Annotated in this window: 25 protein-coding genes; 18 read left to right on the top strand and 7 right to left on the bottom strand. The window is 54.1% G+C overall.

Annotated features, from left to right (window positions below):
- Positions 1–216 precede the first annotated feature (216 nt).
- Complete coding sequence (locus WFK81_RS17430) at positions 217–711, bottom strand: 8-oxo-dGTP diphosphatase (protein ID WP_336787668.1); 495 nt, start codon at positions 709–711, stop codon at positions 217–219.
- A 169-nt stretch (positions 712–880) separates the two neighbouring features.
- On the opposite strand from WFK81_RS17430, the gene WFK81_RS17425 reads away from it, so the two are divergent.
- The 3 genes from WFK81_RS17425 (at position 881) to WFK81_RS17415 (ending at position 2,973) form a co-directional block, all read left to right on the top strand.
- Positions 881–1,687 carry an aminoglycoside N(3)-acetyltransferase gene (locus WFK81_RS17425; protein ID WP_336787667.1) on the top strand — a complete coding sequence of 269 codons (807 nt, stop codon included), beginning with the start codon at positions 881–883 and terminating at the stop codon, positions 1,685–1,687.
- Between the two features lie 21 nt (positions 1,688–1,708).
- Positions 1,709–2,368, top strand: coding sequence for a hypothetical protein (locus WFK81_RS17420; protein ID WP_336787666.1), 660 nt, complete (start codon positions 1,709–1,711; stop codon positions 2,366–2,368).
- A 122-nt stretch (positions 2,369–2,490) separates the two neighbouring features.
- Positions 2,491–2,973, top strand: coding sequence for a GyrI-like domain-containing protein (locus WFK81_RS17415; RefSeq protein WP_336787665.1), 483 nt, complete (start codon positions 2,491–2,493; stop codon positions 2,971–2,973).
- A gap of 56 nt (positions 2,974–3,029) precedes the next feature.
- Here WFK81_RS17415 and WFK81_RS17410 read toward each other — a convergent pair whose 3' ends face one another.
- Positions 3,030–3,812: a DeoR/GlpR family DNA-binding transcription regulator gene (locus tag WFK81_RS17410; RefSeq protein WP_336787664.1), complete on the bottom strand. Its 783-nt coding sequence runs from the start codon at positions 3,810–3,812 to the stop codon at positions 3,030–3,032.
- Between the two features lie 256 nt (positions 3,813–4,068).
- Here WFK81_RS17410 and WFK81_RS17405 point away from each other — a divergent pair, with 256 nt between their 5' ends.
- The 10 genes from WFK81_RS17405 to WFK81_RS17360 all read left to right on the top strand — a co-directional run bounded on the left by WFK81_RS17405 (position 4,069) and on the right by WFK81_RS17360 (position 15,911).
- Entirely contained in the window at positions 4,069–4,875 is an 807-nt protein-coding gene (locus tag WFK81_RS17405) for a creatininase family protein (protein ID WP_336787663.1), read from the top strand.
- Between the two features lie 13 nt (positions 4,876–4,888).
- Positions 4,889–5,662, top strand: coding sequence for an ABC transporter ATP-binding protein (locus WFK81_RS17400; protein WP_336787662.1), 774 nt, complete (start codon positions 4,889–4,891; stop codon positions 5,660–5,662).
- Between the two features lie 15 nt (positions 5,663–5,677).
- Entirely contained in the window at positions 5,678–7,030 is a 1,353-nt protein-coding gene (locus WFK81_RS17395; RefSeq protein ID WP_336787661.1) for an FAD-binding oxidoreductase, read from the top strand.
- A 3-nt stretch (positions 7,031–7,033) separates the two neighbouring features.
- On the top strand, positions 7,034–7,903 hold the full coding sequence (locus WFK81_RS17390) for an ABC transporter permease (protein WP_336787660.1): 870 nt from the start codon (positions 7,034–7,036) through the stop codon (positions 7,901–7,903).
- A 12-nt stretch (positions 7,904–7,915) separates the two neighbouring features.
- On the top strand, positions 7,916–9,241 hold the full coding sequence (locus WFK81_RS17385) for an amidohydrolase family protein (protein WP_336787659.1): 1,326 nt from the start codon (positions 7,916–7,918) through the stop codon (positions 9,239–9,241).
- Positions 9,242–9,364: 123 nt separating this feature from the next.
- Entirely contained in the window at positions 9,365–10,369 is a 1,005-nt protein-coding gene (locus WFK81_RS17380; protein WP_336787658.1) for an ABC transporter substrate-binding protein, read from the top strand.
- A 69-nt stretch (positions 10,370–10,438) separates the two neighbouring features.
- Positions 10,439–11,134, top strand: a complete 696-nt coding sequence (locus WFK81_RS17375; RefSeq protein ID WP_336787657.1) for an NAD(P)H-dependent oxidoreductase — start codon at positions 10,439–10,441, stop codon at positions 11,132–11,134.
- Positions 11,131–12,441: an amidohydrolase family protein gene (locus WFK81_RS17370; protein WP_336787656.1), complete on the top strand. Its 1,311-nt coding sequence runs from the start codon at positions 11,131–11,133 to the stop codon at positions 12,439–12,441. The genes WFK81_RS17375 and WFK81_RS17370 overlap by 4 nt, the downstream gene beginning before the upstream one ends.
- Before the next feature lie 183 nt (positions 12,442–12,624).
- A complete protein-coding gene (locus WFK81_RS17365) occupies positions 12,625–13,920 on the top strand; it encodes an MFS transporter (protein ID WP_336787655.1) in 1,296 nt (431 codons plus the stop codon).
- Positions 13,921–13,955: 35 nt separating this feature from the next.
- Positions 13,956–15,911: a translation factor GTPase family protein gene (locus WFK81_RS17360; RefSeq protein ID WP_336787654.1), complete on the top strand. Its 1,956-nt coding sequence runs from the start codon at positions 13,956–13,958 to the stop codon at positions 15,909–15,911.
- Positions 15,912–15,944: 33 nt separating this feature from the next.
- On the opposite strand, the gene WFK81_RS17355 is transcribed toward WFK81_RS17360, so the two are convergent.
- Complete coding sequence (locus tag WFK81_RS17355; RefSeq protein WP_336787653.1) at positions 15,945–16,358, bottom strand: MerR family transcriptional regulator; 414 nt, start codon at positions 16,356–16,358, stop codon at positions 15,945–15,947.
- A 120-nt stretch (positions 16,359–16,478) separates the two neighbouring features.
- Here WFK81_RS17355 and WFK81_RS17350 point away from each other — a divergent pair, with 120 nt between their 5' ends.
- From WFK81_RS17350 to WFK81_RS17340, 3 genes are all read left to right on the top strand, one after another.
- Positions 16,479–17,309 (top strand): SDR family oxidoreductase, encoded by an 831-nt coding sequence (locus WFK81_RS17350; protein ID WP_336787652.1) that lies wholly within the window; start codon positions 16,479–16,481, stop codon positions 17,307–17,309.
- 157 nt (positions 17,310–17,466) lie between these two features.
- A complete protein-coding gene (locus WFK81_RS17345; RefSeq protein ID WP_336787651.1) occupies positions 17,467–17,988 on the top strand; it encodes a TetR/AcrR family transcriptional regulator in 522 nt (173 codons plus the stop codon).
- Between the two features lie 114 nt (positions 17,989–18,102).
- Positions 18,103–19,053 carry an SDR family NAD(P)-dependent oxidoreductase gene (locus WFK81_RS17340; protein WP_336787650.1) on the top strand — a complete coding sequence of 317 codons (951 nt, stop codon included), beginning with the start codon at positions 18,103–18,105 and terminating at the stop codon, positions 19,051–19,053.
- Positions 19,054–19,088: 35 nt separating this feature from the next.
- On the opposite strand, the gene WFK81_RS17335 is transcribed toward WFK81_RS17340, so the two are convergent.
- The gene (locus WFK81_RS17335; RefSeq protein ID WP_336787649.1) at positions 19,089–19,967 is read right to left on the bottom strand and encodes a MerR family transcriptional regulator; all 879 of its coding nucleotides are present in this window, start codon (positions 19,965–19,967) and stop codon (positions 19,089–19,091) included.
- Positions 19,968–20,121: 154 nt separating this feature from the next.
- Between WFK81_RS17335 and WFK81_RS17330 the strand changes: the two genes are divergently transcribed.
- On the top strand, positions 20,122–21,048 hold the full coding sequence (locus WFK81_RS17330; RefSeq protein ID WP_336787648.1) for a methyl-accepting chemotaxis protein: 927 nt from the start codon (positions 20,122–20,124) through the stop codon (positions 21,046–21,048).
- A gap of 52 nt (positions 21,049–21,100) precedes the next feature.
- On the opposite strand, the gene WFK81_RS17325 is transcribed toward WFK81_RS17330, so the two are convergent.
- Positions 21,101–22,087, bottom strand: a complete 987-nt coding sequence (locus WFK81_RS17325) for a GNAT family N-acetyltransferase (RefSeq protein ID WP_336787647.1) — start codon at positions 22,085–22,087, stop codon at positions 21,101–21,103.
- A gap of 158 nt (positions 22,088–22,245) precedes the next feature.
- Positions 22,246–23,136: a hypothetical protein gene (locus WFK81_RS17320; protein WP_336787646.1), complete on the bottom strand. Its 891-nt coding sequence runs from the start codon at positions 23,134–23,136 to the stop codon at positions 22,246–22,248.
- Positions 23,137–23,312: 176 nt separating this feature from the next.
- Between WFK81_RS17320 and WFK81_RS17315 the strand changes: the two genes are divergently transcribed.
- The gene (locus WFK81_RS17315) at positions 23,313–23,630 is read left to right on the top strand and encodes a hypothetical protein (protein WP_336787645.1); all 318 of its coding nucleotides are present in this window, start codon (positions 23,313–23,315) and stop codon (positions 23,628–23,630) included.
- A 38-nt stretch (positions 23,631–23,668) separates the two neighbouring features.
- On the opposite strand, the gene WFK81_RS17310 is transcribed toward WFK81_RS17315, so the two are convergent.
- Entirely contained in the window at positions 23,669–24,847 is a 1,179-nt protein-coding gene (locus tag WFK81_RS17310; RefSeq protein WP_336787644.1) for an MFS transporter, read from the bottom strand.
- Positions 24,848–24,938 lie beyond the last annotated feature (91 nt).

Raw genomic sequence — 24,938 nt, 5'->3', positions numbered from 1 at the left:
TTCTCGCGGTGCCACCCAAATTGATTAAACAGGAAGTTTAATCCACTTAGTTCCGCGGTAACGGGCGGGTCCGGTTAACTTAGGGAGAACGGTAATTCCCCTTGACGAGAACGCCTCCGAGTTGGATTCTCTTCATCGGCATAATTTCGTTTGAATTTTTACTAGTATAGCTTATGCTGCTATTTTTATTCAAGTGCGAATTTAAAAACCTACGGGTTAATGCTGCTGCAGAGGGGCGAGGGAATAAAAGCGCTCGGTTTGATCCAACGTTTCTCTTGTCTTCTCATCCCACACGTAGCTCAGTTCAAATGTCCCCTCCTGGAAGAAAAGCGGGAACCGGCGCGCAAACCAGCTTTGCATCGGAAGCTTTAGGGCGTCATCCTTGTTCACCCATAGCAGCTCGCCTTCCGGCGGGTTCTCGAGCAGCGTTCCTTCAAACGAAGTCGCCAGGTAGTTGAAGACCATGTATCTCAGGTTCGTGGCGGGATCGCAAAATTCCTCGAGGCCTTTATAGATAATGTCTTTTATGATCAACCCGGTCTCTTCCCGCACTTCGCGAATGGCGCCATTCACGAGGCTCTCCGGGAAGTCCACTTTGCCGCCCGGGGCGATATAGCCGGGAAAACCCTTTTTGTCTGGCCTATTGATTAAAAGTACCTTATCCTTATCTTGAACCATACACATCGTATACATTTTATAGGTAATGGACATGTCATGCCGCCGCCTATTCTATTGGACTAGGATTGATAGATTTATTGTACCATAGAGGTTTTCTCGCCACTATTACTGAAGGAGGATGCACCATCATGCAGGGATATGGGCACATGATCGAGCAGGTCAATTTGTACAGGGATGAAATATTTGGGGGTGTTACAAGCCAATGAGCGAACACGACATAATCAAACAAACGCGGATGCCGGTAACGGTAAGCAGCATGGTGAAAGATCTGCGTATGCTTGGCATACAGGAGGGTGACCATCTTCTTGTTCATTCCTCCATGTCCAGTTTAGGCTGGGTATGCGGCGGTCCGCAGGCGGTTGTGCAGGCGCTTCTGCAAGCTGTTGGAGCCGAGGGTACGCTGGTCATGCCGGCGCAGTGCGGAGACTGGAGCGATCCCGCCGAATGGGGCAATCCCCCTGTGCCGCAGGAATGGTTAGAGATAATTTACAACGAAATGCCGGCCTTTGATCCGGCCATAACGCCAACGCGGGGGATGGGGCGTATTGCGGAGTTGTTCCGGACCTATCCGGGTACGGTAAGGTCAGAGCATCCGCAGGTATCCTTTTGCGCGAACGGCAAGTATGCCGAATATATGGTATCCGGTCATCCGTTAACGCCGCAGTTTGGGGAAGCTTCCCCGCTTGGCAAGCTGTATGCGGCAGGAGCAAAGGTGCTGCTCCTCGGCGTAGGCTTCGACTCCTGTACAAGCCTGCATCTTGCCGAGACAAGGATTGACCGCATGCCTACGAAAAAGATGGGAACCGCCATGCTGGTCGATGGGGAACGTTCCTGGCAGTGGTTCACGGACTATGCGTATGACTCGGGTGATTTTGAAGAGTTTGGCGAACAATTCGGCGTTGGAGTTCAGAGCGGCAAGGTAGGCCAGGCTTATTGCAGGCTGTTTGAAATGAAGGCAGCGGTTGATGCCGCGGTTCGGTGGCTGCCGAAGCATCGGCATTTCACTTAAAGGGAGAATGGAGCTGGCGATATGATCGAAAGATTAATGTTCAGGGCAGCGTGGCAGGACGGGCTTCAAGAGGAAGGCATAGCGGCTTTGCAGCAAGATGAGCAGGTTATCCGCCTCGTGAAGCGGGGACGTTTGATGACGGCGGCGGCTTTTTATTGGAATCATAATCTCTTTCTCTACTATGAGTGTCTGGACGGCAAGCTGGCTCCCGAGGAAGTTGCCGGGGCGGCCGAGCCGTACTTGAAGGATTGGCCGGGCCAGGTTGAGCCCCGCAAATGGATTCGGATGATGGATGTGTTTCACTTCAACGAACCTGTGGATCAAGAGCATTGGCTTCGCAAGCATCCGGTGGAGAAAAGAGTGGGTCGCATTGCCCACCTGAAGCCGGAAATGATCGGAAGCTACGTGTATTACCATTATCAGCTTCAGGAGGAGCGAGCTTTCTTTGGTCCCAAGTATGAAATTATCGGAATCCACGAGAATCTCCTGTTCGGCTATCAGGAATTCCCGAATGTAACGGAGGAGCCTGTTGTCTTGGGCCGTCTCCAGACAAAGGGCACGCCGGAGAACTGGAACGACTCTAGAATGGATCTGCATTTCCAACCGTGGGAAGACGGGCATCTGTATTTCAAGCCGATTGAACGGATTTATGCTTATTACATAGGTGATATTACCGTATAGAACTAGTGTGAAAATATGGCCATTCAGCCCCGCTGAGAGGCCTTTTTTTTGCTGTTTTGCAGGATTTTACAATCCATTTCTTGTAAAATAAGAGAGTGAACTCTACTTTGGAGGTTGATGGAATGGATCAGGTCTTTGAAGCCGTCCTAGTTAGCAAACCCTCTTTCCTGGCGGTTGGGATCAGGTGGGAAGGAACGTTTGCGGAAGCGGGAGAGGGGGGCATCCGTGCCGTTCAGACGGAAGTGATTCGAAGGTTAGCGGAAATCAGGCATGTTGTTGATCCGGAGACTTTACTCGGCTTATCGTACCATCATGAAGGCGACAGCTTTATTCATTATGCGGCTCTTGAAGTCGAACAGGTGGAGGATATCCCTGAAGGAATGACAAGCGTGACCGTTCCGGCTCTGACTTACGCCAAGACCGAGCACAAGAAGGGAGACAATATCGACTCCTCTTATACGAATATTTTCGCCTGGATTGAGAAGAAGGGTTATCCGTTACATAAAGGCGATGTCACTCATTTTGAGCGGTACCGGGTGGCGCAGGATCCCTACGCCAAAGACCCCGAGTTTACGATTATGATACCGGTTGACCCCGAAGCATGACGCTATTCATACGGAGCCTCCGCAGACCTTGTCCGCGGAGGCTTTTTTTTGTTTTATCACCTTGCAGTGGCGGATGCTATCGTTAACGTCAGGCCGGATTTGCGGTACGACGCCGCTTCATACTCATCCAGGCGACTGTCGGTAATGATCTCGTCAAATTCGTCAAGGGACGCAAAAATCGCAAGCGAATTGTAGCTGAACTTGGTGGAGTCGGCCAGCAAAATCGTTTTTCCGGCGGCCTCCATGGTGGTCTGCCGGACACCGACAAGATTCGGGGACCAAGCCATCGCGCCTTTCGCCAGAGAGACCGCTTCGCAGGTTAGGAAGGCCGCATCGACGGTTAGCGACTGCAGCATTTTCTCCGCGTAGAAGCCGTCCAGACTATATGCCCATTTGCTTATTCTTCCTCCCGAGCAATACACGTCAAAGCTGCCGAATCTCTCCTCATTGGACAGCATGAGAGCCGTATGCAGATCACGGGTAATGATCTTTAGCCCCTTAAACCTCTCCAGTTCATCCACCATGGAAGCCACCGTTGTTCCTGCATCCAGAATAATGCTCATGCCATCCTGAATATGCTTGACGGCTTCTTTGGCAATGGCCAATTTCTCCGCTTTATGCTCGTTTGCCCGTTGCTCGTATTTGGCGCCCATGAACCGTTTTACCTTGACGGCTCCTCCATGGAAGCGCTGAATTTTACCCTCCGATTGCAGAAGATCGAGGTCGCGGCGAATCGTCATCTTGGATACGTTAAACTGCTCGGCAAGCTCGAGGATCGTTAACTGCGGCTTTGAATCCAGCAGTATCATAATTTCGTGACGGCGTGTTCCGATTAGCATCATGGATCTCCTCCTAATAGCTTCCCTGAATGTAACTTATAATGTTATGTATTTGTTCAATTGTGTGAAAATTCTGTATACAAACTTTCATTTCTGTGATATAAGGTGAATATGAGGTTATTTCGTGTTACTTAAGTGTGACTTTAGTTTACTTAATATTCAGAAAATTTGCTAGCCCCTCATGAAAATCGTTTCCTTCCATCGTCATTTTGTCAGCTATACTAACATCACATTTTATTGAAGAGGTGAGTGTTTCATGTTCTTTCGTTATCAGGGAGAAGCTTATGACCGCCGTTTCCTGCCAAGATTGACGACCAAAGAGATTGCGGCCATGAACAAAGACGATGCGCTGCTTGTACTGCCCGTCGGCGCGGTGGAGCAGCATGGTCCGCACATGCCGGTCTTTACGGATACGCTGCTTGGCGAAGCGATGCTGGCCAAAGCTTTTGAGCATTTGCCGGGGGATTCGTCCATCTGGCTGCTGCCATCGGTGAGTTATGGAAAAAGCACCGAGCATGCGGGTCATCCGGGCACCATTACCCTGTCCGCTAAGACATTAATGGCGGTGTTGGAGGATATCTCGTCATCCCTTGCCCGAAGCGGCTTCCGCAAGCTGCTGCTCTTTAATACGCATGGCGGCAATGCGGATTTGCTGGGGATGATGGCAAGAGAGATCCGGATAACGACGGGACTTGAGGTTTACCGGCTGGATCCCGGCGCTGTCGGCTACAGCGATTCCTTCACGGATGAAGCGGAAAAAGCCTGCGGCATTCATGCCGGCGATGTGGAGACGTCTCTTGTTATGGCGACATGTCCGGGCTGGGTTCACGCGGAGCTTGCGCCCCGCGAGATGCCGAGGTTCCCGGATTCCCGCTATTTTTCATTCCGGTCGCGGTCCTTTGCCTGGGTGATGGACGATATTTCGGGCAGCGGAGTGGCGGGAGACGCAACCAAAGCTACGGCTGATAGAGGGGCAGCAATGCTGGAGATTGCAGGACCGCTTCTGGCGGAGGCACTCATGCACATTGCTTCGTTTGAAATGGCATCACTGAAGAACGGATAGGAGGAGGATTACCATGACAACGATGACGGGAGCCAAGGAATGGGTAAGAATGGAGCGGCTGTCCAAGGTATATCCGAACGGGACGGTAGCGGTCAAAGAGGTTGATCTGACGATCCATGAGGGTGAATTCCTTTGTTTCGTCGGGCCGTCCGGCTGCGGGAAATCGACGATCTTCAAAATGATAACCGGCTTGTCCAATCCGAGCAGCGGCACCTTGCAGGTTATGGGGGCATCGGCGAGCGAAGCGCGGAAGCGCTCCGATACGGCTTTTGTTTTTCAGGACCATACGCTGCTGCCCTGGAACTCGGTCATTGATAACGTGACGCTGCCGCTGGCGCTTCGCGGAGTATCGCGCAAGGAGAGACAACAGGAGGCGGAACGCGTGCTGGAGATGGTTGGCCTGAAGGACCATATGCGCTCCATGCCGCGCGAGCTGTCCGGCGGGATGAAGATGCGGGCATCGATTGCCCGCGCTTTGGTGGCGAGACCCAAGCTGCTGCTGATGGATGAACCCTTTGGCGCGCTTGATGAAATTACGCGCCAGACGCTGCAGATCGAGCTGCTCGAGCTGTGGCGGCAGGACCCGGAAATGACCGTTCTGTTTGTTACCCATAACGTATTTGAAGCTGTATTTCTGTCGACCCGCATCGCGGTCATGACCCCGCGTCCAGGCAAGGTGTCCGATCTGATTGACGTACCGGTGCCGTTCCCGCGAGACGAGTCATTCCGAACAACGCCGGAATTCGGGCAAATTGTCCGCTCCGTGTCGCAGGCTCTTAAGCATTAGAGAGGAGGAAAAGCAATGTTAAAGGATTGGATGGTTGAAATGCGGGAAGCGGTTGGAGAGGAGAGACTGCTGTCGGACCCCGGCCAGGTGGAGAAATTGTCCAAAGACTATTATTGGTATTCCCCCGTGCTCATCCCGCTGCTTCAGGATAAAAGGGCGGAGGCGATTGCCGTCCCGCATTCCGTGGAGGAGACGGCGAGCGTGCTCGCTTACGCTTGGAAGCACCGGGTTCCGGTGACAACCCGCGGCGCGGGTACCGGCAACTACGGTCAGGCGGTTCCGCTCGAAGGCGGCATTGTTCTCGATCTGAGCAAGCTCGACAAGGTCATTGAAGTAACCGATACTTATGCGCGCGTGCAAGCCGGAGTTCGGCTTGGCGGACTCGAGAAGCTTCTCCGTTCCGAGGGGAAAGAGCTCCGGATTTACCCTAGCACCTACGTGAAAGCAACGGTTGGCGGCTTCGTAAGCGGCGGCTCGGGCGGGATCGGCTCGATAACCTGGGGCAACCTGTGGGACGGCAACGTGCTGGAGGCAGTCATCCTGACGGTGGAAGAAACGCCGCGCAGGCTGACCGTCAAGGGAGACGATCTGATCGCTTATATCCATAATTACGGAACGACGGGCGTGCTTGTCGAGGTTGTTATCCCGATCGCGGCAAAGGTGGAATGGACGCAGACGGTTGTTCAGTTTGACGATTTCGAATCGGCAGCGCGGTTCTCTCACGCGGTTGCGCTGGATGATTCCATCCGCAAGCGGCTGGTTGCTCCCGTCGAATGGCCGATTCCAACCTTCTTCAAGCCGATCGCTTCAAAACTCGAAGTCGGCTGCAGCGCCTGTCTGCTCGAAACCGAGCATGGCAGCGAAGAACAGCTTGCGGCGCAGGCCGGCGCGTTTGGCGGTCGAATCGGCTACACCATCCCACCTGAGCAGTACCGCAAGGTAATCGGGCTGTCCGATTTTACATGGAATCATACGACGTTGTGGGCGCTTAAGACCGACGCGACGCTGACTTACTTGCAGGCGGGCTTTGATAAGGAGCGCTTCCTTGACCAGATCACGCTTATTAAAGAGCAGTTCGGCGACGAGGTGCTGATGCATCTCGAATTTATCCGCACGGCGGGCGTTGTTGTTCCCGCGGCGCTGCCGATTGTCCGTTACACGACCCATGAACGTCTATATGAGATTATTGCCTTTTTCCGGTCCATTGGCGTCCGGATTAATGACCCCCATACCTGGATTTTGGAGATGGGAGGACGCGGGGAGTGGGATGCGATGGTGAACGCCAAGCGTGCCAACGACCCCCGCGGACTGCTAAATCCGGGCAAGCTGCAAACGCCGGTTGAAAGTATTTCGAATCAGGAGGGATAAGCGATGCGGGAGGAGACAATCACCAGCCCGGATTTAACGTTTGGAACAAGTGCGGGCACAACAACCAAGCTGCGTACCTCGTCACTCAAGAAAGTATGGAGAAGAATAGGTCCGCCGTCTATCGCCTTTATTCTGTTCATCGGGGCATGGGAGCTGTTCTGCCGATTATCCGGCCTGAAGCCGTATCTGCTGCCTAAGCCCTCGGATATTGTGCTGGCCGCCTCCGAGAACGCCTCGAATCTGTGGGTATCCGTGTATACCACCATTACCGAGGCGGTGCTGGGATTCCTGCTCAGCATTCTTCTGGGCGTTGGTTTTGCCATTCTGCTCGCCAGCTCCAAGCTGATTGAACGAAGCATTTACCCTTACGCCATCATTATGCAGACGATTCCGATCGTTGCGATCGCCCCCATTATCGTCATCTGGTTTGGAGCCGGCATGAACGCCATCATCATTATTGCTTTCCTGATCGGATTTTTCCCAATGCTGTCCAACACCCTTATCGGCCTGAATTCAACGGACCACAACATGAAGAACCTCTTCTATCTTTACAATGCTTCTCCCCTGCAGACGATGTTCCGGCTCCGTATCCCGGCCGCGCTTCCTTATATCGTGGCTGGACTCAAAATCTCTTGTACGCTTGCCGTCATCGGCGCGATTGTTGGCGAGTATATTGCCGGCATCGGCGGAGGCAATGGCGGACTTGGCTACGCCATAACCGTTGCGTCCTCCCGCCTGCAGACGGCTTATCTGTTCGCCTGCGGCTTATCCGCATCTTTGCTCGGCATTGCGTTTTTCCTGCTCGTCAACGCCTTCTCTAAATGGATGCTGAGCTCCTGGCATGAATCCGAGATGAAATCTTCCGAAGGTTAGGGGTGAGTTCTCTTGCGTACAGAAACTCTGGAAGCCATTAACGTAAAGCTGCCGCTGCAGTTAAGCGATGACCTGTACACGGTTAAAGTGCAGGGAGGACGCTGGACGTCGGTTGAACGTCAGGAAGGAATGATCGCCTCCTCGGAGCATCTTCCCATCCATGCGCTGTCGTTCGACGACCTGAGGGTAGCGGTGCTGCTTGATCTGGAAGGCAAAGTGATGCTGCCGGGCTTTGTAGATGCGCATATGCATCTCGACAAGGCGTATTCCTTGCCTTGGGTGCGCAACCGGTCCGGCACGCTGCTGGAGGCCATCGAGAACTACCGGGCGGCTTCGCCGGCCTTCACGAGAGAGATGATCCGCGATCGCATTGTGAAAGCAGCGCTCAGCTCGGCTTCCTTCGGCTCGGCGGTGCTTCGCAGCCATCTCGACGTGCCGGTGCATCTTGGCCGCGAGATGGCGATGCGGACGATTGAAGCGGCGCTGGAGGCCCGGGAGAAGGTCGGCGGAATCGTTGATATTCAGTACTTCCCGATGTTCTTCTACGACCCTGCTTACGAACGGGAGCTGACGGAGTTTGCTTCCGAGGCGCTCCGCATGGGCATCGACGGAGTAGGAGGGGCGCCGCATCTGTCGCCTAATCCCGAGACCAATGTGGGCTGGGCGTTCCGGCTGGCTCAGAAGTTTGATAAGCCGATTGACCTTCATACCGATGAATCGGATAATCCGGACACAAAAACGATCGATATTTACTGCGATTACGTGAAAGCAGGCGGATACGGCGGCCGGGCAACGGCCGGCCATCTCTGCTCTCTGTCGGCAATGGAGCATGGCGAAGCGGAACGGCTGATTGCGAAAATGGCGGATGCGGGTATCGCGGCGGTTACCTTGCCCGCCGTTAATCTCTACTTGCAGGGACGAGGCGACCGGGGCAACGTGCGGCGCGGCGTCACCCGCGTCAGGGAGCTTGAGGAAGCGGGAGTTACCATTGCCGCGGCTTCGGACAATATTCAGGATCCGTTCCATCCGTTTGGCAGAGGGGATCTGCTGCAGATTGGCCTGGTGACCGCCTATGCGGCCCACTTAGCCAAGGAAGAAGATATTGTAACCGTGCTTCGCATGCTGACAACCAACCCCGCCAATCTGGCCGGCCTTACCCAATACGGAATCGCACCGGGCAATCCGGCCAGCTTTGTTGTGCTGGACGCCTGCTCGGAAGAAGAGCTGTTCCAGGAGCTTCCGTCATCGCGTTGGGTGTACAACAAATCGAAGTGGACGTTTGCCTCCATGCTGAGCCGATATGGCCTGGAGCTTAGTGTCTCCGGCTCACTCGTTTAACTCTTGATTTTTCCATAAAGTCCGGTGTTTGTCCGCTGCCAGAGGGATGCGCATATAGAGAAGAAGAGGATAGGCTGATGCTTTCGAAGTAAAAACCAATTCTTTTTTAGGGGGAAGAGAAACATGCTGACAAAGACGGGTACAAAGAAAACATTAGGTGGAATGACGGTGCTTCTTGCCGCGGCGCTTACGTTGTCCGCTTGCGGGGACAGCAAATCATCCGGGGATTCGAAGGAGCTGACCAAGGTGAGCCAGGTGACCAACTGGTTCGCGGAGCCGGAGCATGGCGGGCAATATGCCGCGCTGGACAAAGGCTTTTACAAGGATGCGGGTCTCGACATGACCATTCAATCCGGCGGTCCCGGCATCTCCTCCACCCAGATCGTAGCCGGCGGCAAAGCGGAGTTCGGCATGGGGCAGGCGGACGAAATCCTGCTGGCGCGTCAGAACGGCATTCCGCTTGTGGCGATTGCGGCGACCTTCCAGAAGAATCCGCAGGGCATCATGTTTCATAAGGGTCAGTTCAAGGACATTAAGGAGCTGAACGGCAACAAAATTTTTGTCGGCAGCGGCGTGGTGTTCTGGGAGTACTTAAAGAAAGCTTATGGTCTCGATAAGGTGACGGAAATGAAGTATACCGGCTCGCTGGCTAACTTTGTAGCGGATCCGAAGGCCGCCACGCAAATCTATATTACCTCCGAGCCTTTCTCCATGCAGCAGGAGGGCGTCGACGTCGACTACTTCTTGAACTATGACCTTGGCTACAAGCAGTACGGCAACGTTCTTTATACAACCGAGGATTTCCTGAAGAAGCATCCGGATACGGTAAAAGCCTACGTAGAAGCATCCATTAAAGGCTGGGACTATTACAAGGATCATTCCGAAGAGATTAACAAAGTGATGCAGGAGAAAAACCCGGATCTGAAGCTGGAAGCGATGGCGTATGGCGCCAAAGCGCAGGAGCCGCTTGTGTACGGCGGCGATGCGGAGACCAACGGCGTTGGCTACATGAGCAAGGACATCTGGTCCGGCCTGCAGGCGCAGCTGGTTGACATGGGGCTCCTGAAGGAAGCGGAGCCGATTGAAAATGTGTTCACGAACGAATATTTGCCGGGCAAGGGCAAGTAACGAAAATCAAGCAACGGAGCCGCTGCATGCGGGCATGCGCGGCTCCTGTTTCTATAGGGAGAGATCGCTATGGCTAACGTGCTCGTCATTTACTTCAGCGCATACGGACATATTCACCGGATGGCGGAAGCCGGCGCGCAAGGGGTTGAAAGCGAAGGGCATACGGCAAGGCTGGTCCGTATTCCGGAGTTTCGCCATTCGGATAATGTAACCGCTCTGCTCGATCATCCGGACCGCAGACGGTCAGAGGGAGACAGCCAGCTGTCCGGTACCTTCCGGATTGGAGCCCGCTGGGAAAAGTATGAAGCGGCCCAGGCTCTTCAACAGACGGTACGCGAAGCGACGGCGGACGATCTCCGCTGGGCAGACGGCGTTGTCTGGGGTTTCCCGACCTACTACGGCTCCATGCCGGCGCAGGTCAAATCCTTCCTTGATCTATCGGGCAGCTTATGCGCCGGCGGAGAGCTGGAAGGGAAGCCAACCGGCGTTATGACAAGCGCCGGATCCATCCATACGGGGCACGAGGCAACGATTTTGACGTCTATCATTCCGCTGCTGCATTTCGGGATGGTGTATGTCGGATTGCCGTATTCGCAGAATCCGGAATATTTGACCGCGGACGCCATTGGCGGTTCCCCTTACGGTCCTTCGACGCTGGCAGGTCCGGACAGCTCGAGAACGCCGGACGAACGCGAGCTTCGGATGGCTGGCAGGCTTGGCGCGAGGGTGGCGAGATTTGCCGCAGCAACCAAAGGCATAAAATGAATGGCGGGGATACGATGACGATACCATTTGATTTGCTTGTTTCCGAGGCGAAGCTGCCAGGCAGCGGAGGATTAACGGATCTGGGCATTAATAGCGGAAAAATAACGGCAGTCGGCAAGCTGGCCGGGGCTGCCGCCAAGACCGTCTTTCAGGCACAGGGCAGACTGCTGCTGCCTCCTTTTGTTGAGCCGCATGTGCATCTGGATACGACCTTAACGGCAGGCGATCCGGTCTGGAATGAGAGCGGAACGCTGGCGGAGGGCATCTCGGTATGGACCTCCCGCAAAAAGCGGCTGACCCGCGAAGACGTCCTTGCGAGAGCGGAGCGTACGTTAGAGCTGTTTATCGGCTATGGCGTACTGCATCTGCGCGCGATGGTCGACATCGGCGGCCCGAAGCTGACGGCGCTGCGCGCGGTGCTGGAGCTGAAGGACAAATACCGGGACCGGATGCATATGCAAGTGATCGCATTTCCGCAGGACGGCCTTGTTGCTTGCCCGGAAAATGAAGCAAGGCTGGAGGAAGCGCTGCGTCTTGGCGCTGACGGGGTATCCGCGGTTCCGCATTTGGAGCGGACCCGCGAGGACGGGGTATTAAGCCTCCGCAAGGCCTTTGCACTTGCCGAGCGGTACAACGCCTTTGTTCATGTCTTCTGCGACGAGACGGACGACGAGGCATCGCGTTATTTGGAGGTATGCGCCTCGCTTGCCCTAACCACCGGGCTGGGCTCCAAGGTGACGGCTGCCCATGCCAATGCCGCGGCTTATTATAATGAGCCGTATTTTCAAAAGCTGCTTGGACTGGTGAGGCAGTCTTGCCTTTCCATTGTGGCCTGCCCGCTGATTAATAGCGTTATGCAGGGGCGATACGATGCGTCTCCGAAGGGACGCGGCATTACGAGGATTCAGGATTTCCACCGGGCCGGGATTAATGTCGCTTTGGCGCATGACGATATCCGCACTCCCTTTTATCCGCTTGGAACGGGAAATCCGCTCGATGCGGCGCATATGGCGGCCCATCTTGCCCATATGTGCGGCCGTCAGGATCTGAACGATATAGTCGGCATGATTACGTACGGCGGGGCAAAAGCAATGGGAATCGCGGGCTACGGCTATGAGCAAGGAATACCGAGAGTTGGGGACCCGGCTTCCTTCCTGCTGTTTGACGCGGCCGATCCCGCCGAATTAATCCGTACCCGGATTGCTCCGCGTTTTGTATTCCGTCAGGGGCGGCTAGTTGCGGAAACGGCTCCCGCTATTACAAAGCTGCTGCACGCCTCAAGCATCGAAACAGGAGTAAGATTATAATTTGCTACCACAATAGAATTTGTATGTTTCTACTATGTGCCGGAGAGCAAATTTAATTAAGTTATGCAAACAGGGCTGCCCCGCAAGCAATCTGCTTCGGTGGCAGCCCTGTTTGCATAACCGGAGGACACGCGGCATAAGACGTAAGGTAGCTTTACTTCGGCAATAGGGAGGGAACATGCGGTGAGCAAAAGGTTCCTGAATTCTCCAACCGCCTATGCGCTTGGGATGTTCGCGATGATGGTTCCAAGCCAGGCCTTTGCGTCTTTTTTCAACTACTACTACGTGGAAAAGCTGGGGCTCAGCCTAGGGTTGGCTACGATAGCGCGTACCATCTACCTCATCTGGGATGCGGTCAACAACCCGATGGCCGGTTATTTGTCGGATCGGACCCGCACGAAATACGGCAGGCGCAGACCTTGGATTTTTTTCTCCACGCCGGCGTTTATGCTTGTCTTTATCATGGTCTTCTCCGTTCCGAAGGGGCTTGGCAACACGGAGCTGTTCGTGTGGCTTCTTACGTCGTTGATCCTGTTCGAAGGGATTGCTACGCTCCTGTGGGTGAATTACGGGGCGCTATTTCCAGAGCTGTTCGAAGGGGACCGTCTTCGGGCGAAGGCATCCGCCGTCCAGCAGGGCTTTCAGATTGCGGCTATTCTGATCGGAATGGCGCTTACGCCAATTCTCTACGGATGGATCGGCTTCGGATGGATGTCGGTTATTTATTCGTTTGTATTCGGTATCTTTATGACCTGGTTCGCTTTATCCGTCCGCGAGAAGGAGAGCGCCCATCAGGAAGCGCCGCTCCCGCTGATTGCCGCCTTCCGGGAAACGCTGACGAATAAGCCGTTCTGGATCTTTAATATAGCGGGCTCCTTCGCCCAGACGGTGAACGGCCTGCTTGCCGCCCTGCTTCCTTTCTACGCGAAATACAACCTGCATATCTCGGAAGGCGAGGTGTCCATCCTGATGGGTGCCGTCTTTGTCTCCATTATTCCTCTTGTGGCGGTCTGGTATCTGATCTCCCGCAGGCTTGGCGGCCTGCTCAGCTGGCGGCTGGCGCTCGCCGTTTACGGGCTTTCCGCCATTCCGCTATGGTTCGCGGGCAATCTTGGCAGCGGTATTCTCGCCGGCATTCTGGTCGGCTTCGGAATGGCAGGGTTTCTTGTTACGCCGGCGATGCTGAGCGGACGGATTATTGATCTCGACGCGGAGCGGACCGGCAGACGCAGAGAAGGGATTTACACGGCGGTAGCCGGTTTTATTACGCGGTCCAGCGGCCTGATCGCGGCGGTAGCCTTTTGGATTGTGGGCCTTATGTACGGCTACCGGAGCGGCGACGAGCCGGGGCCGCAGCCGGAGACGGTGTTTCGGGTACTGATCTGCGTGGTTCCCCTTATTTTGCTGACCGTATCCTTTGCCATTTCCTTGTTCATGAAGAATTTAGAGGAGCCGGGTCAATCGAAACGTCCGGTGTGATATGATAATGGCAAAATCAAACCAAGGGGATTCGCATGAAGCAAGTAACGATTGGCATGTTCGCGCATGTGGATGCGGGCAAGACCACGCTGGCGGAACAGCTTCTTTATCATACGAACAGCATACGGGAGCGGGGGCGGGTCGATCATAAGGATGCCTACCTCGACAGCCACGATATTGAACGGGCGAGAGGGATTACGGTGTTTGCGGATCAGGCGGTTATGACCTATAACGGCGCGACTTATTACTTGATCGATACGCCGGGACACGTCGATTTCTCGCCGGAGATGGAGCGCGCCGTCCAGGTAATGGATTATGCCGTCTTGGTCGTGAGCGCCGTGGAAGGCGTGCAGGGTCATACGGAAACGGTCTGGCGGCTGCTTTCGAAGCATCGCGTCCCGACGTTCTTTTTTATCAACAAAATCGACCGGACCGGAGCGGACGTTAAGCGCGTCTTGGAGGAAATTCAACAGCATCTGACGCCGGATGCTTGTCTGATGACGCACAGTTTTGCCGGCGGCGTTGTAGGAGAGTCATTAGTGGAGAGTCTGGCGGAGAGGGATGAGCGGTTACTCGATGCGTTCCTCTCCGGGGAAGGCGACCAAGCCTTCTGGCTGCAAGCTTTGCGGGACATGGTGAAGAGCGGCAGGCTGTATCCTTGCGTTTGCGGTTCGGCCCTGCAGGATACCGGCGTGAAAGAGTTTCTGGAGCAGCTTCATTTACTTACGACGGTCGACTATAACGGACAGGCTCCTTTTGGAGGACGAGTCTATAAAATCCGTCACGATAAGAGCGGTACCCGGCTAACCTATATCAAGGCCTTAAGCGGTACACTCAAGGTTCGCGAAGAGCTCTGCTATGGCGGAGGGGACGGACCGATCTGCGAGAAGGCGACCCGGCTGATGCTCGTGAACGGCAGTAAAATGCAGGCGGTTGATCAGGTGTCGGCAGGGGATTTGTTTGCCGTTATCGGGTTATCCGAAGCGCACGCGGGACAAGGCGTTGGCCTCTATTCGGACAGGCTGTCCTATGATCTGGCGCCGGCTTTGACGTCAAAGGTCATTTTCACTGAAACCCTCCCCGTGAAGGACGTGCTGAAGGCGTTCCGCATTCTGAATGCGGAGGACCCGTCTTTGAATGTCGTCTGGGAAGAGACCCTGCAGGAGATCCATATTCACGTGATGGGCGTTATTCAGCTCGAAGTGCTGCAGCAGCTGGTGAAGGACCGTTTCGGATACGACGTGGTCTTTGGAAGCCCGGAGATTTTGTACAAGGAGACGATCTCGTGCGCGGTAAAAGGGTACGGTCATTTCGAGCCGCTCCGGCATTACGCCGAGGTGCATCTGCTGCTGGAGCCGGGCGAGAGGGGCAGCGGCCTCACATTCAAGAATGCCGCCCATGTGCATGACCTGAGCATAGGCAATCAGAATCTGATCGAGACGCATCTGTTCGAACGCGAGCATCATGGGCTGCTGACGGGCAGTCCGCTGACGGACGTGCAGGTTACTTTGCTTACGGGCGCGGCCCATAACGAGCATACGCATGGCGGCGATTTCCGGGAGGCTGCTTTTAGGGCTTTAAGGCAGGGGCTTGAGAAGGCGGATAATGTGCTGCTCGAACCGTTTTACGAGTATAAAATCAAGGTTGAGCTGGACCATCTGGGCAAGGTGCTGTCGGATTTGCAGCGCGCTTCCGGGCAGTTCGATCCGCCTCAGACGACGCAAGCCCATGCAGTGGTTACGGGCCGGGTGCCTGTCGCGACTTTTATGGATTACAGCACGGAGCTGGCGGCCTTTACACATGGCCGGGGCAGCATTCAGCTTGTCTTCGCGGGTTACGACCGCTGCCATAACGAGCAGGAAGTCATTGAGAGGAAAGGCTACCGGAAGGATGCGGACCCTTTATATACGTCTTCGTCTATCTTTTGCGCGAAAGGGGCCGGTTATGCGGTGCCCTGGGACGAGGCGGAAGCAAAAATGCATTTGCTCTAGCTGTCGAATGTTTCAGTAGAAGGCCGTTTTCCCTTAGTGAGGGTAAACGGCTTTTATAGCTTCGAGCATCGCTGCTGCCTTCTCGGGATTGTGCATTAACGCCTTCCTGTATTCGATCATCCAGTCGAGCGTTTCGAGGATCTGATCGTATTCGGCCTTTTTGCGCGCAATCTCGTCTTTCTTTTGTTCCATCCATTCGATGATCTGCTGATGCGTCTTCGTATTTGTATCCTGATCCTGGAAAACATCCTTTAATTCGGCGAGCGAACTGCCAAGGCCTTGAAATTTTTTGATCATCCGCAGGCGCTCGACCGCCTCTTCGGTATAGCTGCGATAGTTGTTTTTCTCCCGCTGGACATGACGGGTATCGAGCAGGCCTTCCTTTTCGTAAAAACGGATCGCGTGGACGGATAAGCCCATCATTTCCGCTAACTCCTGAATTTTCATGCTTCTCTCTCCTAAAAAGAAATCCATTATCGGGGTCTTGCCTTAGAGTTCACTCTATAGTTTATGCTGTAGTTGTTCGATTCATCAACTACTTTATCTATTTATAAGGAGTGATCCACTATGCGTATTTTCGTAACAGGGGCAACCGGCTATATTGGCATGGAAGTTGTTCGTGAGCTGATTGAAGGCGGTCATAAGGTTGTAGGCCTCACTCGATCCGATAAAGGTGCTGTTTTATTGGAGGAGGCCGGTGCGGAGGCGCACCTTGGCACCCTTGAGGATCTCGACAGTCTTCAGCGCGGCGCGGCAGCCGCGGACGGCGTCATTCATTTGGCATTCCGTCATGATTTTTCGGATTTTGCCGGCTCGCTAGCCATGGATCTTCGCGCCGTTGAGGCGATGGGAGCCGTGCTTGAAGGCTCCGGCAAGCCCTTTGTTATTACCGCCCACGCCAACGGCATCGCATCGGAGGAGGCGGTATTGGGGCTAGCTGAGCGCGGGGTGCGGACCTCCATTGTGTCGCTTGCACCATCCGTGCATGGCGAGCGGGATAAAGGCTTTGTACCGCATCTCATTCAAATCGCCCGCACGAAAGGGTTCTCCGCGTATATCGGCGACGGGGCAAACCGCTGGCCGGCCGTGCATCGCATCGATGCGGCATCCTTGTTCCGGCTGGCCGTGGAAGCTGCGCCGGCAGGCTCGAGGCTCGATGGCGTTGGCGATGAAGGGATCCCGTTCCGCGACATTGCCACTGCTATCGGACGGCATCTGAACGTGCCGGTACGCAGCATTTCCCGCGAGGAGGCTGCCGGCCACTTCGGTTTCCTGGGCATGCTCGCAGGGCTTGATTTTCCTAGATCCAGCGCAGAGACGCAGAAGCTGCTCGGCTGGAAGCCAACTCATCCGGGATTGCTTGAGGATCTGGAGCAAGGACACTATTTCAACAAATAATCAACGCTTAGCGAGACCTTTCCTGTGCCAGAGCAGGAAGGGTCTTTTTATAGGACTGTTTTTCCATGTTCGATAGCATGTTGCTTGGCAGGCATAAGGCCTGATACACTAATATTTAGTGATTCATCAATCAAAAGAATAAACAGGGGTAATAAATATGGCGAAGAACGATACAGTATCCGTAAACCGGAGGATGGAAATTATTTCGGCGGCAATAGAAGTATTCGCGGAGACTGGCTATTACCGCACAACAACTGCGCAAGTAGCACAGCGGGCAGGGATTTCGCAGCCTTATGTATTCAAGTTTTTTGCAACGAAGGAAGCTTTAATGCTGGCGGCGCTTGAAGTGTCTTGGGAGAGAATTACGGAAGCGTTCAGCCGGGTTGTAGCAACCGCGGCACCGGATCGGCTGGAGCGGGAGCTTATTGAAACGTACGAAGAAATATTGGCCGCCCACCGGCAGGAGACGCTGCTTCAGATGCAGGCCCAGACCATGCAGGAACAGCCTATTCGAGCTGCGATGCAGACGGGATTAAGAGAAGTGCGCCGGATTGTACTGGAGGCGTTTACTGCCAGCCAGCTTGTGAATCCGGAGGAACGAACGATGCTGTTCCTTGCGCGCGGCATGCTATGCAATATTTCGATGGCACTCGACGTTCCGGAATTAATGAATAAATAAAGGGGGCTGCCAAGCCTTGAAAAATAGTTATTGATCAATCACTAACTAAATGATATAGTGAACTTATCGAGAAGTAGTGATTGATCAATCACTAAATAAAAAGGAGTGGCAGGAATGAAAAAAGCGGTTGTTATTGGAGCGACGGGCGGCACGGGTGCTGCGATTACGGAGGAATTGGTCAGCCGGGGAATTCCGGTTGTGGCGTTTGGGCGATCCCGGCCGAAGCTGGAAAAGTTTGCGGAAAGATTAGGAAACCCGGAGAATCTGTCACTGGCTGTAGGGGATGCTTTCAAAGCCGATGATGTAGAGAAGGCATCACGCGGGGCCGAAGTGATGTTCCATTGCGCGAATGTTCCCTACCACGAGATGGAGGAGCGGCTTTTGCCCCTTGGAGAAGCGGTGATGGAGGCGGCAGACCGGCTTGGCCTCAGGGTCGTTGTCATCGACGGTATTTATCCGTACGGAAAAAGGCAAATGGAACGGGTAACCGAGGAGCATCCGAAGCAGCCGCATACCCGCAAAGGGCGGACGCGCCTAAAGTTCGCCGAAATGGTATTTGACGCCAGGTGGCGCCAGGCCCGTCCGCTTATTGTCCGGCTGCCGGATTATTATGGACCAACCGCCAATGAAGCCTCTTATCTCGGTTCCACGCTGGAGGCTATTGCGGCCGGCAAGATGGCCTTCTTCATCGGGAACATGAATGTACCGCGCGAATATGTCTATTTGCCGGATGCGGCGAAAATGATTGTTGAAATTTCGCTGCGGGATCAAGCTTACGGCCAGGAATGGAACATTCCCGGAGGCGATATTATATCCGGTCATGAGATTGTCCGTCTCGCCCGCGAAGCGAGCGGCAGCAAGAAGGCTGTTCTGCCGCTCGGCAAAGCCGGCTTATCCTTGCTTGGGTTATTCGTTCCCGTTATGAAGGAGGTCGTGGAGATGCTGTATCTGACAACGGAACCCCTCCGCCTTAGCGGAGAGAAGTATGAACGTTTTATCGGGCCAATCCCGGCATCCGGCTTCAAGAAAGGGATTTATGAGACTATCAGCCAGTTAAAGAAGTGATCAGGCAGCGGTGACGGGCGTCACCGCTGAGCTCGTTATCGGTATAAAAGAAGGCTGTACCAGTTGTCCCATTCCGAAGGGCCCGGGGGACATACGAGCGGGGAAAGGTTGGCGCTGCACCCCTGAAAGCCGTCGCCGCCCGCAATAATCGTGAGCTCCGGATTGGCTAAGCGGTATTCGCTTATCCATTTCTCGACGGAAACGGCAAGAAGGGGATTGTTTAACGAGATAGCAACAATCCCGATATTTTTAACCCGGATCAGGCCCGTAATATCTTTTAGGGGAGTGTCCGGTCCCAGATAGATGACATCGTGGCCTTTATTCCGCAGAAACAGGCTGAAGAGCATAAGGCCCATCTGATGATGCTCGCCCTCCGGGCATAAGGCGACAACCCTTGGAAGATGCGGATTCAACGGCAGAATTCTCATGAACTGGGTGCATCTCTGAATGATCATTTGGGAAGCGAAATGTTCCTGGGCAACGGAAATAACGCCATTCTCCCATGCCGTACCGATTTGTCTCAACACGGGAGTAAGAATATGGTGAAAAACTTCTTCATGATGGAATAAGGAAAAGCATAAATCAATGACCTCATTCGCCTGGACAGTATTCAGGTCAACGAGCTCCCGGTAGAGCTGTTCCGATAGATTGATGAACCGGCCTGGCGGGCTTGAAGCTCCGGCGGGTTTATTTGCCTGCTTGTCCCGGTAAAGGGTGACGGCTTCACTAATTTTTAAGTTACAGCTGTCCATCTGCTGCTTGATCCAGCGCAGGGTTTCGATATCGGCGTCCCGGTATAGACGGTGGCCGCCTGTGCTTCGGACGGGTGCGGTGAGCTGATATCGGTTCTCCCATGCCCGGATGGTTACAGCGGGAATCCCAACTAATTGGGATGCTTTTCGAATACTATACATAAGCTTACACCTCAGGTTTTATTATACATAAGTTATACAAAAAACATAGAGGTTCCATCCCACAATATTTTCCTTGCGATGGAAATATGATTTATGTATAATTTTAACTAAAATACTATACATAAATTATACATTGGAAGTAGAAGGTGAACCGATGCTTACGGTATCCCATGATCAGCGTTCCAGTTCTCAAGTATTGGATACGCATTTCGTTCTCGCGGCAATGGAGAAGTCTCTGGCTATGATTGAATTAAGTATGGATGGAAGAGTCCTGTGGGCGAACGATAATTTCGCCCGGGCGATGGGGTATAGGGCGGACGAAATGCCTGGCCTCCTGCACCGTCAGTTTTGTACGCCCGAGTTCGCAAACAGTCCCGGTTACCGGGATCTGTGGAATAATCTCCGGACCGGACGGATCTTTCAGGAAAAGATCTCGCGGGTGTCCAAGGACGGACGGTTATTGTGGTTCGAGGCTACCTACATGCCGGTGTTTAATAACGAAGGCCATGTAGAAGGGATTCTCAAAGTTGCAACGGATATTACCGAGAGAGAGAATGCCACGGCAAAGCTTATGAATGAATTGCAGGAGATGGCGCAGGATTTGCTGAATCGGACCGGAGAAGGGATTTCCGGCAGCAGACAGATCGAGGAGACCATAGAAGACGTCGCGCAGGAAGCAGGCGATAATATGAAGGTGCTTGCTGCGCTGGAGCGGGAGACGGAATCGGTGCGAAACACGATTCACAGCATCCGGGAAGTAGCCAAGCATACGAATCTGCTGGCTTTGAATGCGGCGATTGAAGCTGCGCACGCCGGCGAGCATGGCCGGGGCTTTAGCGTGGTCGCCGCAGAGGTCCGCAAGCTGGCCAAACAGGCGGATGAAGCCGCGAAGGCCGTTCAGGCCAATCTGGCCGGGATCGCGGCTGAGGTTGGGAATATTGCCAACGGAATGCGCCGATCGCAGGCCATGATCTCGGAAAGCCGGCAGCGTGCCCGGAAGGCGGTTGTCGAATTTACCGAGATCGGGGAATCCGCGTATCAGCTGGAGGAGAAGGCGCAGGATTTCAAAAACTTGATATAAAAGGAAAAGCGGCTGTACAGGGTTCGTCCTGGCACAGCCGCTTTTTATCGTTCTACAGCGTACATACGATCTTGTAGCTGCCCGGCTCCGCACGGAAGCCCATCAGATCTCGGTTTACGCGCAGCATGGGAATATTGGCCGAGTCGTTATGCGTCCGGAGATACGGAGCACCGGCTGCCCTGGCGGATTTCAGGCCAAGCAGCTTCAGGGCAAGCGCAATACGGCGGCCGCGGTATTCCGGCAGAACACCCGTGTATTCGTGGTACATCGCTCCGGTCTGTTCGTTATGCTGCAGGCTTACCACGCCAACGTAGCGTTCGCCGTCCTTGGCGATATGAATCCACTCCGGACGCACGCCGGGCAGTTCGAGGGTCCATTTTTTCCACTCCTCAAACCAGGGGTAATCCCCCGAATAGCCGGGAATATCGTGGTGCGTGATTTTGTACAGCTCATGCAGCTTGCGCTCATTGTCCTCGCCCGGTTCCTCCGCTAACGTAACGAAGCGTATACCGGCACGCTCCGCATCGCCAATCGAAGCAAGCAGCTGCTCATCCGCGGAATACTCCCGCAGATCAAGCACGGATTCGAAGGCCAGGCGTTCCTTGATATAGCCATGTTTTTCTGCGAAAGCAAGAGACCTCTCGTCCGTTTCCTTCATGTTGTAGTTTATCAGGCGTGACGCCTTGACCTCCTGCGCCCAGGCATGAAGGGCACCGTAGATGGCTGTGCCAACGCCTTTGCCGCGGGAATCCGGATGAACGATTAACGTATAGATTAATGCGCCGGGTTCCGTCCACGGTGCCCGCCAGGCTATGGCGTAAGCGATAATATTCCCGTTCCCGTCCTCGGCCACCCACTTGGGACGGTCCCAGCCCATCAGCTCGCCTTGCTCATTATAATGAAGCTGGCCCGGAGGGATTTTGTCCTCGTCCTCCTGCAGCCGCTCTGCTGTTGTCGGTTCGGACCAAACCAGATTGAGGAGAGGCGCCACGGCCTGGAAATCTTCAGGCTGCTTTAGTTTGCGGATTGTAAAGTTCATATTGACCACCACCGTTATTGGGATAATCTTAGTATGGCATACCTTTTATTCCAGTGGCTGGAAATGATTGATTATAACGAAACTTGCTCACGCCGCCGCCTATGGGCCTATGGATATAACGCGGCCCTTCATCTTCGAGAGCTTCGATTGAGGTATTCTCAATAGCCTGCAGATCTGTTTCGATTGCTGCTGCTTGGACGCGATCCGGAAAGAAGTACTTTGCGCAGCACAGCCGCGCCAGCCGCGATTGAAAGAACAAAGCAGATGCCCGCGGCAATCGGAAGGATGGACCATTCCATTAGAGCGTGACCGTTCATCGTCTGCCATCCGATCGCAATCAAGCCAAGCAGATAAGTGATGCCGGTAATATGAATCAGGCCGGACGCTTTGGCACGGGAACGCTCGACAAGCCAAGCGACAATCGGAACGGCCTGAAGGGCGTGAAAGCCAAGTCCGTGCAGCCAGATGATGTTGCCGTCCGCGCCGACAAATCTGCCTTGATTCATGGAGATCCAGATGCCTGCGGCAAACGATACGGTAACGGCAATCATGGCATAACGCACGCCTAGAGCCATTTCAGGCCGAAGTTTATAAGCCCTCGAGCGGAAGAATTGAACGCCAAGGTACAGATAAAACAAAATAAGCATCAGAGCAACAAAAGCAAAAATATTGCCAACCGCCTGGTCAAAAAGCGAGTCGCTGTTCGTAAATCTCGGATTAACGCCGCGGAAGTTTTGAATGGTCTCCGCCCCGTAAGAGTAAAGCGCAAGAGTGATGTACACTTTCCGGAACAGCGCCCGGCTTCGCGCCTTCATTCCGGTCAAGGGCGCTATCGCGGCGGTCGATAGAATAAAGATGCCTAGGGCTGCATTAAAGGAAAAGGCTTTGGAAACGTCGCCTTCGGGTGAAACCTCTCCCCCGTTTATAAGTACCCATACCCCGCAAAACGCCGCTAGAAGAAACCCGAGAAGGCCGGTCAGAACAAGCCATTTCTCCCCCTCGAACAGCTTTGGCTTCTGCTTTGTTGTTTGATTCGCGTAGCTTTGCATGCAATCGCATCCCTTCCTGTAAATTGGATACCTTAAATTTACTGGAAAGGGCTTACAGGCAAGAATGGACCCGCGGCTAGATTTCGAGCGGCCTTAAGAAGGTTCTTTTCTCGGGCGTAGGTCTTAGGGGATACGTCTACTCGTATGCATAAAGGATAATAGGGATGAGGTGGAGCATGAAAAACTTGTTTTTATGCGCCGCAATCTTTCTCCTGGCCGGGTTGATGCTAGCGGCTTGTTCTTTGTCTAAAGGGCAGGAAAGGGATGCGTTTGCCGTAAACGTAAAGGCAATCGATAAAGGCAAGGAGGATAATGGGCAGTACTGGATTATGATGGCCTACCCCGACAAGAAAAAGTTGAAGAGCGTAGATAAAATTATGTTGGAGAAGGACGTGTGGGATACCGTTCAAATCGATCACAAATACACGGTTCGTTATATCAGGCAGGAAGACGGAACCTACGCTTTCTCCGCGATTACGCCTTTAAAAGATTAGGAGAGCCGGAAGGAGCCGACTCTCCTTTTTTTCTGTTCTCAGGCGGGTTTGGACTGCTGCTTTGCCGACGTACCGGTGTCCGTTATAAGACCGCCGAGCCGGAACGTAACAAGAGAGAGAACGATACATGCCGCGGAAAAAATACCGATAGCCGCATAACCGGCAAAGTGAACGTACAATAGTCCGGCCAGCCAAGCGCCAAGCGTATTCGCACCGTTCATGGTTGAATTGGCGAGGCTGGAGATGGTTCCGCGTATCGATGCGTTAAGGGCGGTAAGCAAGCCCATGACAAGAGGGAAGATAACGCCAAGAACGGTAAAGATAACGAAATAGATCATCACCGCGGACGATAAGCCGGTATGTGGACCAACGATATACAGCAGGGCGAGCATAAGCATGCCGGCGGTTACGGCCCGCGTGCTGCCAAGCCTGCGGATAACCGCGGAGCTGATGACGCTTCCGAGCAAGGTGCCAAAGCCAAGGCCCATCATGACGTTTCCGATCCCGCCAATGGACAGCTCGAAATGATCAGCCATCCATTTGCCGATAAAAGCCATTGCCGTACCGCTCCCCAGATGGAGCAGCAGGTAAGCGAGAAAGCCGCCCCTTGCTCTTCCGTTCGTGATTAACGGCATATAACGGCTGAAGATCGAGGCGCGCGACTGGCCGCTTGGCTTCATGTCCGGGAGGAGCAGGAAGGCGGCAACCGCAAGAAGCAAGGAAAACGCGCCGATGCTCCAGAACGGGACAGGCCAATCGGCCGCGGCCAGCCAGCTCCCGATTGGAACGCCAAGCGCTTGGGCTGCGGCCAACCCGCCGAAGGCGATACCCATCGTCTTCGCAATCCGCTGCGGCGGCATAACGGCAGGAATGGAGGCCCATACCTGCGGGGCGGTAAATGCGGCGCTGACACCGGCGAGAAAACGGAACAGCAGCATCATCCAGTAGCTGTCCGCAAAGCCGCATAAAGCGGTTGAAACGGAGAAGGCGGCCAGCCCGCAGATCATGACCGTTCTGCGGTTCCAACCGTCGGACAAAGGGCCGGACACTAGCGCGAACAAAGCCGAGCCTAAGGTATAGGCGCCAATCATCCAGCCGGCGATGCCGGTTGATACGCCGTATTCCGCCTGGAGCGTTGGGAGCAGCGGCGAAATAAGAAACGTATCTGTGCCAATCATGAACATAACCAGGAAAAACAAAATGGAGTATTTAAGCATTTTTTTCGCTCCTTTGGTTGTGGGATTGCTTCTTGCCCTTATCGTATCGGATAATAGTGACACATTCTGTCATGGATATTGAATAAGGAGG

Source organism: Paenibacillus sp. MMO-177 (genome assembly GCF_037147795.1).
GTDB lineage: Bacteria > Bacillota > Bacilli > Paenibacillales > Paenibacillaceae > Pristimantibacillus.
Note: the sequence above shows the minus strand (reverse complement) of the source record. Positions and strands in the feature narration are given on the sequence as shown.